13 protein-coding genes and 1 other RNA gene are annotated in these 14,298 nt (G+C 55.1%); 4 read left to right on the plus strand and 10 right to left on the minus strand.

Features of this window, described 5'->3' with window-relative positions; all coding sequences use genetic code 11:
- Positions 1-408: 408 nt before the first annotated feature.
- Positions 409-1,083, minus strand: a complete 675-nt coding sequence (locus tag Q0753_RS16285) for a hypothetical protein (RefSeq protein ID WP_298723609.1) — start codon at positions 1,081-1,083, stop codon at positions 409-411.
- A gap of 88 nt (positions 1,084-1,171) precedes the next feature.
- Positions 1,172-2,335, minus strand: a complete 1,164-nt coding sequence (locus Q0753_RS16290) for a DUF3800 domain-containing protein (RefSeq protein ID WP_298723610.1) — start codon at positions 2,333-2,335, stop codon at positions 1,172-1,174.
- A gap of 468 nt (positions 2,336-2,803) precedes the next feature.
- Between Q0753_RS16290 and Q0753_RS16295 the strand changes: the two genes are divergently transcribed.
- Positions 2,804-3,139, plus strand: a complete 336-nt coding sequence (locus tag Q0753_RS16295; RefSeq protein ID WP_298723612.1) for a site-specific integrase — start codon at positions 2,804-2,806, stop codon at positions 3,137-3,139.
- Between the two features lie 141 nt (positions 3,140-3,280).
- On the opposite strand, the gene Q0753_RS16300 is transcribed toward Q0753_RS16295, so the two are convergent.
- From Q0753_RS16300 to Q0753_RS16310, 3 genes are all read right to left on the minus strand, one after another.
- On the minus strand, positions 3,281-3,589 hold the full coding sequence (locus tag Q0753_RS16300; RefSeq protein WP_298723614.1) for a helix-turn-helix transcriptional regulator: 309 nt from the start codon (positions 3,587-3,589) through the stop codon (positions 3,281-3,283).
- A gap of 423 nt (positions 3,590-4,012) precedes the next feature.
- Positions 4,013-4,110, minus strand: an RNA gene (gene ffs, locus Q0753_RS16305) — signal recognition particle sRNA small type.
- 236 nt (positions 4,111-4,346) lie between these two features.
- Positions 4,347-6,074: an SLC13 family permease gene (locus Q0753_RS16310; RefSeq protein WP_298723616.1), complete on the minus strand. Its 1,728-nt coding sequence runs from the start codon at positions 6,072-6,074 to the stop codon at positions 4,347-4,349.
- Positions 6,075-6,195: 121 nt separating this feature from the next.
- On the opposite strand from Q0753_RS16310, the gene cysD reads away from it, so the two are divergent.
- Together cysD and cysN are read left to right on the plus strand one after the other, a co-directional pair.
- A complete protein-coding gene (cysD, locus tag Q0753_RS16315) occupies positions 6,196-7,095 on the plus strand; it encodes a sulfate adenylyltransferase subunit CysD (RefSeq protein WP_298723617.1) in 900 nt (299 codons plus the stop codon).
- A complete protein-coding gene (gene cysN / locus Q0753_RS16320; RefSeq protein WP_298723619.1) occupies positions 7,095-9,002 on the plus strand; it encodes a sulfate adenylyltransferase subunit CysN in 1,908 nt (635 codons plus the stop codon). The genes cysD and cysN overlap by 1 nt, the downstream gene beginning before the upstream one ends.
- Before the next feature lie 320 nt (positions 9,003-9,322).
- Here cysN and Q0753_RS16325 read toward each other — a convergent pair whose 3' ends face one another.
- The 5 genes from Q0753_RS16325 to prmB form a co-directional block, all read right to left on the minus strand.
- Positions 9,323-9,616: a YfcL family protein gene (locus tag Q0753_RS16325; protein ID WP_298723621.1), complete on the minus strand. Its 294-nt coding sequence runs from the start codon at positions 9,614-9,616 to the stop codon at positions 9,323-9,325.
- Positions 9,617-10,747: an ATP-NAD kinase family protein gene (locus tag Q0753_RS16330; RefSeq protein ID WP_298723623.1), complete on the minus strand. Its 1,131-nt coding sequence runs from the start codon at positions 10,745-10,747 to the stop codon at positions 9,617-9,619.
- A gap of 15 nt (positions 10,748-10,762) precedes the next feature.
- Positions 10,763-11,287 carry an elongation factor P hydroxylase gene (locus Q0753_RS16335; protein WP_298723625.1) on the minus strand — a complete coding sequence of 175 codons (525 nt, stop codon included), beginning with the start codon at positions 11,285-11,287 and terminating at the stop codon, positions 10,763-10,765.
- A 126-nt stretch (positions 11,288-11,413) separates the two neighbouring features.
- On the minus strand, positions 11,414-12,499 hold the full coding sequence (gene aroC, locus Q0753_RS16340) for a chorismate synthase (protein ID WP_298723626.1): 1,086 nt from the start codon (positions 12,497-12,499) through the stop codon (positions 11,414-11,416).
- 22 nt (positions 12,500-12,521) lie between these two features.
- Positions 12,522-13,442, minus strand: coding sequence for a 50S ribosomal protein L3 N(5)-glutamine methyltransferase (gene prmB / locus Q0753_RS16345; RefSeq protein ID WP_298723628.1), 921 nt, complete (start codon positions 13,440-13,442; stop codon positions 12,522-12,524).
- A gap of 50 nt (positions 13,443-13,492) precedes the next feature.
- On the opposite strand from prmB, the gene smrB reads away from it, so the two are divergent.
- Positions 13,493-14,017: an endonuclease SmrB gene (gene smrB / locus Q0753_RS16350; protein WP_298723630.1), complete on the plus strand. Its 525-nt coding sequence runs from the start codon at positions 13,493-13,495 to the stop codon at positions 14,015-14,017.
- The last annotated feature ends 281 nt before the right edge of the window (positions 14,018-14,298 follow it).

A 14,298-nucleotide genomic window follows, 5' to 3' on the forward strand; every position in this document is an offset into this window, starting at 1 on the left:
TTCCGTTTCATGGCAGGCTCCCGAATGTAGCTATATGTAGAAATTATAGATCCACATGGGTTATGCCGTACTGCTTATGAGGCTAAATTTTCTCTCATAGCCAGAAATGGATTTTCCGATTGGGAAAAACTAAATATTTGTTGGTAAAAATCGGCGATTATTTTGCTTTTGCTGTCTTCACTAAAGCTAGATAGTCTCGGGTTTTTATTGAAATATTCATCTGTATGAATGGCTAAGGTTTGGCCAAGAGCTGATCGCTGCCATTCTCGAATTGCCTTTTTTCTTTTCGCTTTTGGAGAAATTCCTTAATCATATTCTCGACCTTGCTCTATTATCGCATAACGCCGCAAGCAGGGGCCGACTGAAAGGAGGTCCCGGCCGCTTTGCGGCCATTCCTGCCTTGCTTTGTTACATTTTTTTAGTAATTTCATTTTTTAATTCATAGAGCCTTTTGTACTCGTCAACCGCAGCAACAATCAGCTCTTTGATTTTTGCAATATCACCGTTTGCCACACCGCGTTTTGATACATTAGAAACTGACTCATCATCCAGGGCTTCTAGCAGCAGGGTAGATGGTTCGGGAAGCGTGAAATTTCCGCGATATTTTGTACCGATATCATCGCTGAACGAACATACCCGGCGAACCTGGCTAGGTAATATTTGATCAATAACCGCGAGAATGTCACCGGCCAATTCCTTTTCACAATTGAAGATGACGATTTGGTTATACAGATCCAGAAAGTCATCAATCCTATCGTCCTTGGGACCTTCCGAAGCCCAGCCTCCAGGAAATCTCTTGGACAGGCTGAGCAGGAATCTAAATGTCTCCGTTCTGGCATCTTTTAGCTCGGCGATTGATTTTTCCGCGTCTTTCTTTACTTCTTTTAGTTTTACTATATTTCCAGCTACAGAAAATTCTTGCACTTCGGAGGAGAAGGCTAGAATAAGTCCGATTATGGCGAAAGCAATAACAAGGGCAACAAATTCGGCACCACTAACGTACTTTTCTATCAGAAGGCAATGTCCAAATATTACACTAGCAAGAAATATCGCCAAACCTAATATTGATAGAAATATTCTCACACTAAACCCTCAGTAAATGTAACGCCCGGCTCACGCGCCGGTTTGGAGCCGCGAAGCGGCGGAAAATTGGTCGCTGTGCAGCCGATTGTTATGTCTGCAGCTCAGGCGGCGATTCTCTGAGGGCCATAGTTATGAATTGAATGTATGCGGCAATATCCTCGGTTAAGCTAATGCCCTTTTTACTGCGATCTGCCAATTCTTGTAGCAGGATCGCATTCCTCTGGACCTCGAGTTTTTCTAAATCAAGATGATCGTAGTCAGGAAAAACGCTGCCGAAAATCACATGCTCTTCAATCATGCCGCGCCACTTTTCAGCATACTCATCTTGATTATCTCTATCGCACGCATAAGCGAATGCACCTGCGATTGCATCAGCAAGCTGAACCCCATGGACCACCTTTGAATCGACTAAATTAAGCGGTTCTTTTAAATTAAATGTTATAGGTGAATCAATGCCTGCAATATGGGTGAACTTTTTGTCCTCGCGATTAATCATGACATTAAATATTTCTTGATCTTCGCTGAGCGGCTTAGATTGATCGCAGTAAGCAGTTAGTTGATCATATTGCTGCCCCCATTCCGCCAGGAGGCTGAATAAAGCAGTATTGGTCAAATCAAGAACCCACTTTCCCGCACCTTCGCCGGCATAGCCGTCTAACTCTCGCACCACTGACTCTTTATTGTGGATAGCAAAGTCGCAAATTTGTTCCAGAACCGGGGATATTCCCTCATCCTTCGAAGTTGAAAATAGCGCCTTCAGCCCATCGAAATCTCCCGTTCTCATTAGTTTTTCAAAGTCTTCAAATATCTCTTCGGCCATTGCGCCCCTGACCGATAGCTCGACATGAAGCATGTTGCTAATGAAACGATGAAAATTTATGTTATAGAATATTGAATTTACACTAGCGATTGCCGGCTCAAATATATACTCAAAGAATTTTCCCGCTAACGCGTATTTTTTATCAGAAACAGAAACTTTGAACCGGCCTTTAAAGTTTTGAACTATTTCATCGACGGCTCTCTTTCCACGAACGCCCTTTAATAGTTTGCCCCCTTTAATTTCTCCATTTTGGATTTGGTACTTACGAATGATGTGCTCAACAAATTTTTCAGCTTCATCATGAGGGCATTCTAACGAAGCGTAGCAAAATATTTTCTGTTGTTTGTGTAAGAGGTTATTTCCAGTAAATCCAGACTCGTCGAAATGTAATATCGCATGAGTATTGAAATCATTTGCACCCAAAGCATTCATCCTTTTCGATCTTCTTCGAACCCGTCGTCGTGCTTTTTCAGCGACAGCCCGATATGTGACAATGCCCGGATAACGTCTTCGCATAGATCTGTAGTTGATCAATTGCTCATTCCTCCGGAGACATAACAGCTAATTCAACGACAAATGACATCTATGCAAACCGCTTCTATTCCGCTGAAGCATACATATCATCATTAAAATTTCTTTTTTATCAATAACCTGAGGCACCATAAGTACAACGCCCCGGGGAATAAGCGTAAAATATCGCTTCTCACGCAAAACGCCTGTTCGCTTATCTATTTTTCACTTATATCAACCATTCCATATTTTTCAGTGGTTTATAAGCTTTGTAGACCAAAAATCACGACGTTTTACGACAATTGTCGCATAACTCCGCTTTGCTCAAGGTGCAATGATCGCAGTCAGGCTCTAGACCACTGTATATTAAAACAGTACAAGGGCTAACACATGATTCTGGATGTACCACCAAGACTGCCAGATAAACCTGTTCGCTTCATGGATCAGCTCCGTTCTCTGATTCGTAGCCGGAATCTGGCCTACAAAACCGAGCAAACCTATTGCCACTGGATTAAGCGGTTCATCCGCTTTCATGGAATGCGACATTCTTCTACCTGCTCCACAACAGAGGTAGAGCAGTTTCTTTCTCACCTTGCGGTTCAGCGCAACAACAGCGTTAGCACACAACGGACCGCTCTGAATGCCATCGTTTTTCTCTTTTGTGGCTTGCTGGCACGCTACCGCCCGAGTCTTGCGGGCGACCTTGCCTCTCCCCCTTCCCTGTGATGAGGCTATGCTGCCGAGATCTTGATGTAATCCATATGGAACTTTCGCATTATAGGCACTGTGGATTGCATATTGGAAGGGTAAACAGCACAAACAGGCGACGTTGGAGCGCCAAAGAGAGCAAAGGGATTTATATGACAATCAAACAATATTGCCGGCGTTGAGTGCCGTCAGCAATGCGGCCCTTGTGGCAGGCGGTTGTTTGGCCAGCACGCAGATCAGCTCGGCCAGGGCATCGTCATCACAATAGAAATAAGCCACTGGCACGCCCAGTACTCCAGCAATACGCCGCAGGGTCTGGTAGTCCGGGCTGTGTTTGCCCTTTTCGTACTGATTCATGCGGGCGCTGGCGGTGTTGTCGTCCAGGCCAAGGCGTTGCCCCAGCTGCATTTGAGTCAGCTTGGCGGCACAACGAGCGGCTTTAAGCCGTTGGGGCAAGGGGTTTTCCATCAGCTGGATTATCCGATAAACGGTTGATAATTCATCTTTTTTAGCACAGCTAGCGGCGGTTAACCAATGTGCAGGATATTTTTTAATACCAACCTTAAGCACCGAGTTGTCTGCAGGCCGCTCCCTCAGGCCACGCCGCAGCATAGAGGCGGATGAAGGGTTCTACTCCAGCGACCATCACATGACAGGACGTCATGTGCTGAGCGTCGCAGGGATGCGGTTTAGCGTGTCGGTGGAGTAGCCCCTTCGTTCGACCTGCACAGGGAAGCTAAACAGATCAGTTACTTAAGTCAGATTTGTATAAAACAGGCAGAGGGTCGTCGGCAAGGCGCAACGAAATGATCAATATAGAGCTGGGATTAAAATGGGTAAAAACTGTATTGGGGAGTATTCGAGGAGGCAGTGCTGGAAATTGGAGGTGACCGCCGCCAGCCACATCCCGGCACTCAGAGGTTCCTGCTTTGGTTGCTCCCTTCCGGGCCTGGCCTGGTAAACAAGATTCTGATGCGAGAGGACCAACGGGGTCACCATCGAAGAAAGGCCAGTTTAGCAAAGATTCGTTTGATTGCAATAAGCCACTGACTGTTTGCGGGTTTATTGGCCAATCAGACAGATCGTGAGGGGTAAGGCGTGAGGTGTGAGGGGTAAGGCGTGAGGTGTGAGGGGTAAGGCGTGAGGTGTGAGGGGTAAGCCGTGAGGTGTGAGGTGTGAGGTGTGAGGGAGAAAACTTCCCCCACTCCTTTCCTTTATTGTGTCCTTAAAACGGAAATATCAGCGGCACCAGGGTGATGACCCCGGCCGAATACAGCAGGCTGATCGGCAGCCCGGCCTTCAGGTAGTCCGTCATGCGATAGCGCCCGGGCGAGTACACCATTAAATGGGTCTGGTAGCCAAACGGGATAAGAAAACAGGCACTGGCACCAAAGGCCACCGCCATGATAAAGGGCATGGGATCGGCGCCAAAGGCGCTGGCGGTAGACAAGGCGATCGGGAATACCAGGGCGGCGGCGGCATTGTTGGTGACCACCTCGGTGAGGATCAGTGTAATCACAAAGACCCCGATAAAGGCGCCATACACTCCGTACCCGCTGCACACACTGCGCACCGCATCGGCCACCAATTGCGCCCCGCCCGAGCTTTCCAGCGCCTTGGCCACGGTGAGGGCAGAGCCGATGATCAGCCATAGTTCGAACGGAAAACGCCGACGCAGCTCGCTCAGGGTAAGAATACGCGTCACCAGCAGCGCCGCCAGCAGCACCAGCAGGCCGTTCAGCAGCGGTACCAACCCTGCCGCCGCCAGGGCGATGACCACGCCAAAGCCGCAAAAGGCCAGCAGGCTCTGGTTTTTGCGCAACTTGGGCCGCTGCAGGCTGCCGCTTAACACGTGAAAGTTGCGGTCTATGTTGCGTTGATCGGTAAAGTCCGGCCCCACCGCCAGCAGCAGGCTGTCGCCTACCCGCAGCGGTATTTGTCCCAGCTTGCCGGTCAGCCGGCGTCTGCCACGTCGTATACCCACCACGCCGGCGTTGAACAGGGTTCTGAAGTCCACCTCACGCAGGGTACGGTTGGCCAGCTCCGACTCGTTGGCAATGACCACTTCCACCAGGTTGGAGGCCAGCAGCCGATCCACCCCGTTGCCAAACAGCTGCAGGCCGGGAAAACGCTGCAACGCCTGCACCTTTTCCACTTCGCCGGTAAACACCAGCACGTCGCCCTGCTGCAGCACTTCGTCTGGCGACACCGGGCTCAGCAGCCGATCGTGGCGCAATATTTCCAGCAGGAACAGGCCGTTCAGGTTACGCAGCTGGTTGTCTTCAATGCTTTTGCCGATCAGTGGCGAGTCGGCCATCACCTGGGCTTCGAGAAAATAGGACTGGGGGGTTTCCTGATCCTGCACCCGGTTTTGCGGCAGCAGGCGAGTACTGAACATCAGCCCCAGAATACAAATCAGCGCCACCGGCAACCCCACCAGGGTGAACTGAAACATGCCCAGCGGCGGCAGGCCGGCGTTGATAACAAAGGAGTTCACCACCAGGTTGGTGGACGTACCCACCAGGGTCGTTACCCCGCCCAGAATGGAGGCGTAAGATAACGGGATCAGCAAGCGCGAGGCCGGAATGTAACGCTGGCGGGAAATGACCCCCAGCAAGGAGCCCACCACGGCGGTGTTGTTCAAGAAGGCGGAAAGAAAGGCGGTCAGTCCCATCAGCCGCAGGCTGGCCATCGACTCGCGGCCCTTGAGCAGGGTGTCCGACACCCGGTCGAGCAGCGGCGAACGCTCCAGCGCCAACGACACCAGCATCAGCACCAGCAGGGTGATCAATGCCGGGTTGGAAAAACTGGAAAGCAGCGCCTGTTGTTCGGCCACCCCGAACAACACATAGCCTACCGCCCAGCTGGTAAACAGCACCGCCGGCGGCACTCGTCCCTGGATCAGCAGGGCCAGCAAGGCGCCAATTGATGCTAATACCAAATATGCTGACATATATAACCACTCGCTCTTTAGCAGGGCTATCATTGTAAACATATATCAAATAAACTGGATATATAGATCATCTATAACATTTGGTTATTAGCATAATCCATAATTGAGAGCGGTATCACATATGAATCTGACGCATCTGCAACGGCTGGAAGCCGAAAGTATCCACATCATGCGGGAAGTAGTGGCAGAGGCCGACAATCCGGTCATGCTCTATTCCATTGGTAAAGACAGCGCCGTGATGCTGCATTTGGCCATGAAAGCCTTTTACCCGTCCCTTCCCCCCTTCCCGCTGCTGCATGTGGACACTCGCTGGAAGTTTCGCGAAATGTACGAGTTCCGCGATCAGATGGTCGAGAAGCTGGGCATGGATCTGCTGGTCCACGTTAACCCGGAAGCGGTAGAAAAAGACATCAACCCCTTCACCCACGGCTCGGCGGTGCACACCGACATTACCAAGACCGAGGGCCTGAAGCAGGCGCTGGACCAGTACGGCTTTGATGCCGCCTTTGGTGGTGCCCGCCGGGATGAAGAGAAGTCCCGTGCCAAGGAGCGTATTTTCTCGTTCCGTACCGAGCAGCACCGCTGGGACCCGAAAAACCAGCGCCCGGAATTGTGGAAGCTGTATAACGCCCGCAAGAAAAAAGGCGAGTCGATTCGAGTATTCCCGCTGTCCAACTGGACCGAGCTGGATATCTGGCAGTACATCCACCTGGAGAACATTCCCATCGTGCCGCTGTATTACGCGGCCCAGCGCCCGGTGGTGGAGCGCGACGGCACCCTGATCATGGTGGATGACGAGCGCATGCCGCTGCAAGACGGCGAAGTGCCGATGATGAAGAATGTGCGTTTCCGTACCCTGGGCTGTTATCCGCTCACCGGTGCGGTGGAGTCGGAAGCCGACACCCTGCCCGCCATCATTCAGGAAATGCTGCTCACCAAAACGTCCGAACGTCAGGGCCGCATGATCGACCACGACTCCGCCGCTTCCATGGAAAAGAAAAAACAAGAGGGCTACTTCTAATGGCGCACGTATCCGACCTCATCTCCTCCGATATCGAGCAATATCTGCAGGCCCACGAGCACAAGAGTCTGCTGCGTTTCATTACCTGCGGCAGCGTGGACGACGGCAAGAGCACCCTGATTGGGCGCCTGCTGTTTGAATCCAAGATGCTGTTTGAAGATCAGCTCGCCGCCATGGAAGCCGACTCCAAAAAATGGGGCACTCAAGGCGAAGACATCGACTTTGCGCTGCTGGTTGACGGCCTGGCCGCCGAGCGCGAACAGGGCATTACCATCGACGTGGCCTACCGCTTTTTCTCGACCGACAAGCGCAAGTTCATCGTGGCCGACACCCCGGGGCACGAGCAGTACACCCGCAACATGGTCACCGGTGCCTCTACCGCCGACGCCGCCATTCTGATGGTCGATGCCCGTAAAGGCATTCTGACCCAGACCCGTCGTCACAGCTATCTGATGTCGCTGCTGGGTATTCGCCAGATTGTGGTGGCCATCAACAAGATGGATCTGGTCGACTATTCCGAGCAGCGGTTTAACGAGATCGTGGAAGAATACGGTCAGTTTGCCGAGCAGCTGGGTCTGAGCAACATCACCTACATTCCGATGTCGGCGTTCAAGGGCGACAACATCGTTGAACCCAGCCCCAGAATGACCTGGTACCACGGTACGACTTTAATGGGCTTTCTGGAAACGGTGGAAGTGGACGACACCCGCATGCAGCGCGCGCCGTTCCGTCTGCCGGTGCAGTGGGTCAACCGCCCCAACCTGGACTTCCGTGGCTTCTCCGGCTCCATCACCAGCGGCGTGATCAAGCCCGGTGACCGCATTCGGGTGCAGCCGTCGGGCAAGGAAAGCACGGTTGATCGCATCGTCACCTACAGCGGCGATCTGCAGCAGGCGGTGGCCGGCCAGTCGGTCACCCTGACCCTGGCCGATGAAATAGATATCTCCCGCGGTGATGTGATCTCCATCGCCGAGGCCCCGGCCGAAACCGCCGATCAGTTTGAAAGCACCCTGGTGTGGATGCACGACGACGCCCTGCTGCCCGGTCGCCCCTATCTGCTGAAAATCGGCACCCAGACCGTGACCGCCAGCGTGACCGACATCAAGTATCAGGTGAACGTGAATACCCTGGAGCACACCGCTGCCAAGCAGCTGGAGCTGAACGGCATCGGCGTCTGTAACCTGAGTCTGGACAGGGCCATCGCCTTCGATGACTACCAGACCAACAAGGACACCGGCGGCTTTATTCTGATCGACCGTCTGAGCAACACCACGGTGGCCGCCGGCATGCTGCACTTTGCCCTGCGCCGCAGCCAGAACATTCACATGCAGCATGTGGACGTGAACAAGGAAGCCCGCGCACTGACCAAGGGCCAGAAGCCGAGCGTGTTGTGGTTTACCGGCCTGTCCGGTGCCGGCAAGTCGACCATCGCCAACCTGGTGGAGAAGAAACTGCACGCTCTGGGTGGCCACACCTACCTGCTGGACGGCGACAACGTTCGCCACGGTCTGAACAAGGATCTGGGCTTTACCGACGCCGACCGGGTAGAGAACATTCGCCGGGTAGCGGAAGTATCGAAGCTGATGGTCGATGCGGGCCTGATCGTGCTTACCGCCTTTATCTCGCCGTTCCGTGCCGAACGCCGCATGGCGCGCGAGTCACTGGCCGAGGGCGAGTTCATCGAGGTGTTTGTGGACACCCCGCTGAACGTGGCCGAAGAGCGTGACGTGAAGGGCCTGTACAAGAAAGCCCGCCGCGGTGAGCTGAAAAACTTCACCGGCATCGACTCGGCCTACGAGCAGCCGGAAGCGGCAGAAATCCATCTGGATACCACCCGCCTCAGCGCCGACGAAGCCGCCGACCAGGTTATCGCCGAACTGCGCAAGCGCGGTATCATCACCGCCTGAACGCTGCGCGTTGAACAGTAAGAAAAAGGAGCCGAGAGGCTCCTTTTTTACACCTGCAGCAGCCCCTCCCCAACCCTCCCCTTGCGTTGCACCCCGCTGTCATTCTGAGTATTCACGATTAAGGGGAGGGAGCAGATCGACGCCTGGTGTCGAGCGCTTCGCCGAACTTCCCCTCCCCCTTGGCAGCGGAACCACAGGGTCACGGCGGAGTTTCGCCAGGGGGAGGCTGGGTGGGGGTGTCATTTTTCAGCAATCCAGAATCACGCAAAAAGGCCGGATTGCTCCGGCCTTTGGTATTGGTGTTTTAGGTGCTGCGCCGATTAGGCGGTGGCGGTCGCTTGTTCTACCTTGCCGACCAGTTCGGCCCAGTGCGCCAGTACCAGTTTCTGATCCGCATCGTTCAGCTCGCCGCTCAGTATGGCCTGGTTGAGGCTGGTGCTGACCCGGGCTTTTACGTCTCGTACGTGGTTGCGACCGGCGATTTCGCTCTGGGCCACCGACAGGGTGATGTGCCCGCGCAGGTAACCACCGGCAAACAGCTGGTCGTCGGTGGCGGTGGCGATGTTACCGTCGATTTCTGCCAGCAGCAGCCGTTCAAATTCAAAGATATTCATTTATTGCGCCTCGTCTTCCGGGTTTGCTACCCGAACCAGAACTTCATCATGATAGCCAGTGATCACCCGCATCAAACCGCCAAGTTCACGGTCCAGTTCGGGCTCATTGGTGTCTACTCGCAACGGGCGGCCTTGCAGCGAATTAAGCTTGGTCTTGGTCGCCAGTAGCCAGATATTGTCGCGCCCCACGGCCTTGATCACCTCGGGGCTCAGCTGCTGATTGCCACGGCCAAAAATATGGCCCTGGCCCCCGATGAGGGTAATCACCAGCTTGCATTTTTTATCCCTGATGTGTTGATACAGACCTCTGGCATCCAAATCCGAGGCAAGCAGGCGTTGCTGGTAAACCAGATCCACGCCCAGCAGAGTATTGTCGAGTTCAAGCCGTTCCATGACCGCCGCCACCGTGCTGCCCGAGCCCATGATGTAATAGCAGTCATCGTGCTCTTGCATGCGTTCGATAATATCGTCGGCAATGTCGGTCAGCACCAGCTCGTCGGACTCTACGCCAGACACCTTGACCGCCTGTACGTAGCTGAGTTCACCCGGTATCAGCATTTCGCCGTAGCGGCGTGCCCGTACCCGGCCTTCGCGAAAGGCGGCTTCATCGATGTCCATCACGTCTGCCGCCATCAGGCTGACCGGCTCGCCGCGCACCAGTTTGGCCAGCAGGCGGCCGGTGCCGGCGGGGGTAACGCCATACACACCGGAGTGAATTTTCACCCCGGCCGGTATACCCAGCACACAGAGGCTGTCGGGGGCGGCGGCACACACATCGCGCGCCGTGCCGTCGCCACCGGCGAACAACAGCAGATCGATGCCCTGCTCCACCAGCCTTGCTACTGCATTGCGGGTGTCGTCGGCGGTGCTGGGGCTGGCAGGCTGATAGCAGGTTTCGAAGGGCAGATTCAGCTGGCGGCAAACGGTTTCACCCATATCGCCACCCACGGTGAACATCATCAACCGGTCGTTAAGGTCGGCAAGCTCGGCCAGCGCCAGTTGCGTGCGCGCCAGCGCCCGGGGCTCTGCACCCAGTGCCCGGGCCTGTTCGGCCATGCCGTCGCTGCCTTTCAGCGCCACGCTGCCACCCAGCCCGGCCAGCGGGTTGATAATCAAACCAATTTTGAACATCTCTGCCCTCTTGTCTCAGCTAAAATCGGCCGCCGTAAGTGCCGGCCGCCGGTAATGACGCCGCAAGGTCGCCATCAGCATCTGGGCGCGAGGCGGAAACCCCTGCTCCAGATAACGCAGCGCCTGCTCGCGCACACGCGCCTTGAAGGCGTGCCGGTCCGGCTCCACACTGCCGTTAAGGTTGTCGCAGCTCACGTTGAAGTGAAAACCGCAACACAGCGACAAGGCCCACTCTATGGCCTGGGGTTTGATCTCAACGTCTTCAAACTGCCGTTGCTGTTCGCCGTCACGGCCATCCGGGCAGTACCAGTAGCCGTAATCCACCTGGGTGCGCCGGGCCTCGCCCGCCAGCAACCAATGCGCCACTTCGTGCAGGGCGCTGGCAAAAAAACCATGCGCAAAAACAATGCGATGATGGTCTACCTCGGCGTCGGCCGGCAGGTAGATGGGTTCGTCATCACCCAGCTCAAGGCGGGTATTGTACGTGGCTGCGAAGCTTTGGTTAAACAGGGAAATCAGATCCCGGTAGCAAAATGACATAATAAAAAGCGGCCCTTACCAGGGTGTATCCCCAAGGGCCGCTATTCTACCCGCTGTCGGCAGGCAAGCAAGGGGTCAGCAGATCTACAGCTTACTCCTTACATTTCACACTTCACGCCTCACAGTTCAACTCAGCTTCGGCGTTCCGGTATGTACCTCGGCGTTTTGGCCGCGATTGAGTAGCAGATGGTCGAGCAGCACGATGGCCATCATCGCCTCGGCAATGGGCACGGCCCGAATGCCGACACAGGGGTCGTGACGACCACGGGTCACCAGCTCGGCGGCGTCGCCATCGGTGTCGATGGTGTTGCCCGGTACCATGATGCTGGACGTCGGCTTGAGCGCTATGCTGGCCACTATGTCCTGACCGCTGGAAATGCCACCCAGAATGCCGCCGGCATGGTTGCTGCCAAAGCCGTCGGGAGTCAGTTCGTCACGATGCTCGGAGCCTTTTTGCTCGACTACCGCAAAACCGTCACCAATTTCCACGCCCTTGACCGCGTTGATGCTCATCAACGCATGGGCAAGGTCGGCATCCAGACGGTCGAACACCGGCTCGCCCAGCCCTACCGGCACGCCCTGGGCCACCACCTGAATTTTGGCACCAATGGAGTTGCCTTCTTTTTTCAGGTCGCGCATGTATTGGTCCAGCTCCTCCAGCTTGCCGCCATCGGCAAAGAAGAAGGGATTGGTTTCAATCAGGCTACGGTCGAAGGCTTCGGCCTTGATCGGGCCGAGCTGGGTCAGGTGCGCGAAAATGGACACGCCGTATTTGGCCAGCACCTTCTTGGCGATGGCACCGGCGGCCACCCGCATCGCGGTTTCGCGCGCCGAAGAACGACCGCCGCCACGATAGTCGCGAATGCCGTACTTCTGGTGATAGGTGTAATCCGCATGACCCGGCCGAAACAGATCCTTGATGTCCGAGTAGTCCTTGGAACGCTGATCGGTATTTTCGATCAGCAGACCAATGGAGGTACCGGTGGTCTTGCCTTCGAACACGCCACTCAGGATCCTGACCTCGTCCGCTTCCCGCCGTTGGGTGGTAAAACGGGAGGTCCCCGGCTTGCGCCGATCCAGATCCTGCTGCAGGTCTTCTTCGTTCAACTCTATGCCCGGCGGTACACCATCAACCACGGCGCCCAGTGCCAGGCCGTGGCTCTCACCGAAAGTTGAAACGCGAAAAAGGGTGCCGATACTGTTCCCTGCCATCTGTGATTTCCTTTATTGATATTTAAAACTGGTCCCGAAAGGGTTCAAGGTCGCGCCGACTGATCACAAAAACGCCGTGGCCGCCGTTCTCGAATTCAACCCACAACAGCGGCAGCTGGGGGTAGGCCTCTTCCATGTGGATCTGGCTGTTGCCCACTTCCACCACCAGGATGCCGTCTTCGCTCAAAAAGTCGCAGGCCTGGGCCAGCAAACGACGGGTAAAGTCGAGGCCATCGCAACCGGAAGCCAGCGCCAGCTCGGGCTCATGCTGAAACTCGTCGGGCAGATCGCTCATGTCTTCGGCGTCTACGTAGGGCGGGTTGGCCACGATCAAGTCGTACTGGTCGCCCGGCGGCAGCGCCGAGAACAGATCCGATTCAATCGGAATCACCTGCTGCTCCAGACCGTGGTTCTGGATGTTGATTTCGGCCACGTCGAGCGCATCTCGGCAAATATCCAGTGCATCCACTTCGGCATCCGGAAAGGCATGCGCCAGGGCAATGGCGATACAACCGGAGCCGGTGCACAGGTCCATGATGCGGCGCGGCTCCAGGCTCAGCCAGGGGGCAAAGCGACCCTCGATCAGCTCGGCGATGGGCGAGCGCGGGATCAACACCCGCTCGTCCACATGAAACTCGTAACCGGCAAACCAGGCGGTGTGGGTAATATAAGGGGTGGGAATGCGCTGCTCGACCCGCATCTTGAGGGCGTCCAGCAGCACTTGCCGCTCGCTTGTCAGCAGGCGGGCATCCCGTACCTGCGGTGGGCAGTCCTGGGGCAGATGGAGCAAGGGCAGTATCAGCTGCACCGCTTCGTCCCAGGCGTTGTCGGTACCGTGGCCATAAAACAGGCCGGCCTGCTGAAAACGGCTGACGGCAAAACGTAACCAATCGCCTACCGTGTGCAGCTCGATGAGTGCTTCATCATTAAAAAGCGTGTCCAAAACCCCTCCGCCTCGATAAAATGGCTGTTTTTTAATAATCGGATACAGACATGTCCCCCACCTCTTACCCAGAAGACGATGAAAAAGCGCTCTTTAAGGCAGCGGTGCAGGGTGTCCGCAAATTGAAGCAGGATACCATAAGTCCGCACCGGGCGCCGGTCAAGGTGAAAACACAGCGGCAAATGGTACGTAAAGACAGGGCCGAGGCGCATCCTTTTTCGGATGTGTACGAGCCTTATCTGGATCAGGAAGGGCCGACCCGCTACCGCGACCCCGACACCTCGGCCTATGAGCTGAAAAAACTGCGCCGGGGCGATTATGTGCCGGAGCTGTTTCTGGATCTGCATGGCTTGACCCAGGAACAGGCCAAGGAAGAATTATCGGCGCTGCTGATAGCGGCCCGGCGCCAGCATGTGAACTGTGTGTCCATCATGCATGGGCATGGCAAGCATATTCTGAAGCAGCGACTGCCCATGTGGCTGGTGCAACACCCGCAGGTGCTGGCCTTTCATCAGGCGACCCGAAGCTGGGGTGGCAACGCCGCCCTGCTGGTGTTGTTGAGAATCGAGATTTAGCGGAACTATCTATTGCCAGACAGCGCTGCGACACCCCCACCCCGCCTCCCCCTGGCGATAATCCGCTGTTATGTCTGCCGGGTCGCAGCCAAGGGGGAGGAGCTATTCAACGTCAATCTGTAAACCCGACGCCGGTTGGCCCCCTCCCCTTTAACTCCGGTTCGTCGAAATAACTGCGGAGTGCAACGCAAGGGGAGGGTTGGGGCTGAAGCATCCCCACAATTATTTGATAAAATTCATGAGGTTATAAATAAAAAGGTAGGAGCATCCATGAAAATCGG

Origin of the sequence: uncultured Oceanisphaera sp. (assembly GCF_947495715.1) — a bacterium.
Lineage (GTDB): Bacteria > Pseudomonadota > Gammaproteobacteria > Enterobacterales > Aeromonadaceae > Oceanimonas > Oceanimonas sediminis.

Bases quoted from the DNA above. Each gene is read 5' to 3' on its own strand.
- Q0753_RS16325 (WP_298723621.1), bottom strand. From the start codon at position 9,616: ATGAATATCTTTGAATTTGAACGGCTGCTGCTGGCAGAAATCGACGGT.
- Q0753_RS16330 (WP_298723623.1), bottom strand. From the start codon at position 10,747: ATGTTCAAAATTGGTTTGATTATCAACCCGCTGGCCGGGCTGGGTGGC.
- Q0753_RS16335 (WP_298723625.1), bottom strand. From the start codon at position 11,287: ATGTCATTTTGCTACCGGGATCTGATTTCCCTGTTTAACCAAAGCTTC.
- Q0753_RS16295 (WP_298723612.1), top strand. From the start codon at position 2,804: ATGATTCTGGATGTACCACCAAGACTGCCAGATAAACCTGTTCGCTTC.
- cysN (WP_298723619.1), top strand. From the start codon at position 7,095: ATGGCGCACGTATCCGACCTCATCTCCTCCGATATCGAGCAATATCTG.
- Q0753_RS16290 (WP_298723610.1), bottom strand. From the start codon at position 2,335: ATGAATGCTTTGGGTGCAAATGATTTCAATACTCATGCGATATTACAT.
- aroC (WP_298723626.1), bottom strand. From the start codon at position 12,499: ATGGCAGGGAACAGTATCGGCACCCTTTTTCGCGTTTCAACTTTCGGT.
- Q0753_RS16300 (WP_298723614.1), bottom strand. From the start codon at position 3,589: ATGGAAAACCCCTTGCCCCAACGGCTTAAAGCCGCTCGTTGTGCCGCC.
- cysD (WP_298723617.1), top strand. From the start codon at position 6,196: ATGAATCTGACGCATCTGCAACGGCTGGAAGCCGAAAGTATCCACATC.
- smrB (WP_298723630.1), top strand. From the start codon at position 13,493: ATGTCCCCCACCTCTTACCCAGAAGACGATGAAAAAGCGCTCTTTAAG.
- Q0753_RS16310 (WP_298723616.1), bottom strand. From the start codon at position 6,074: ATGTCAGCATATTTGGTATTAGCATCAATTGGCGCCTTGCTGGCCCTG.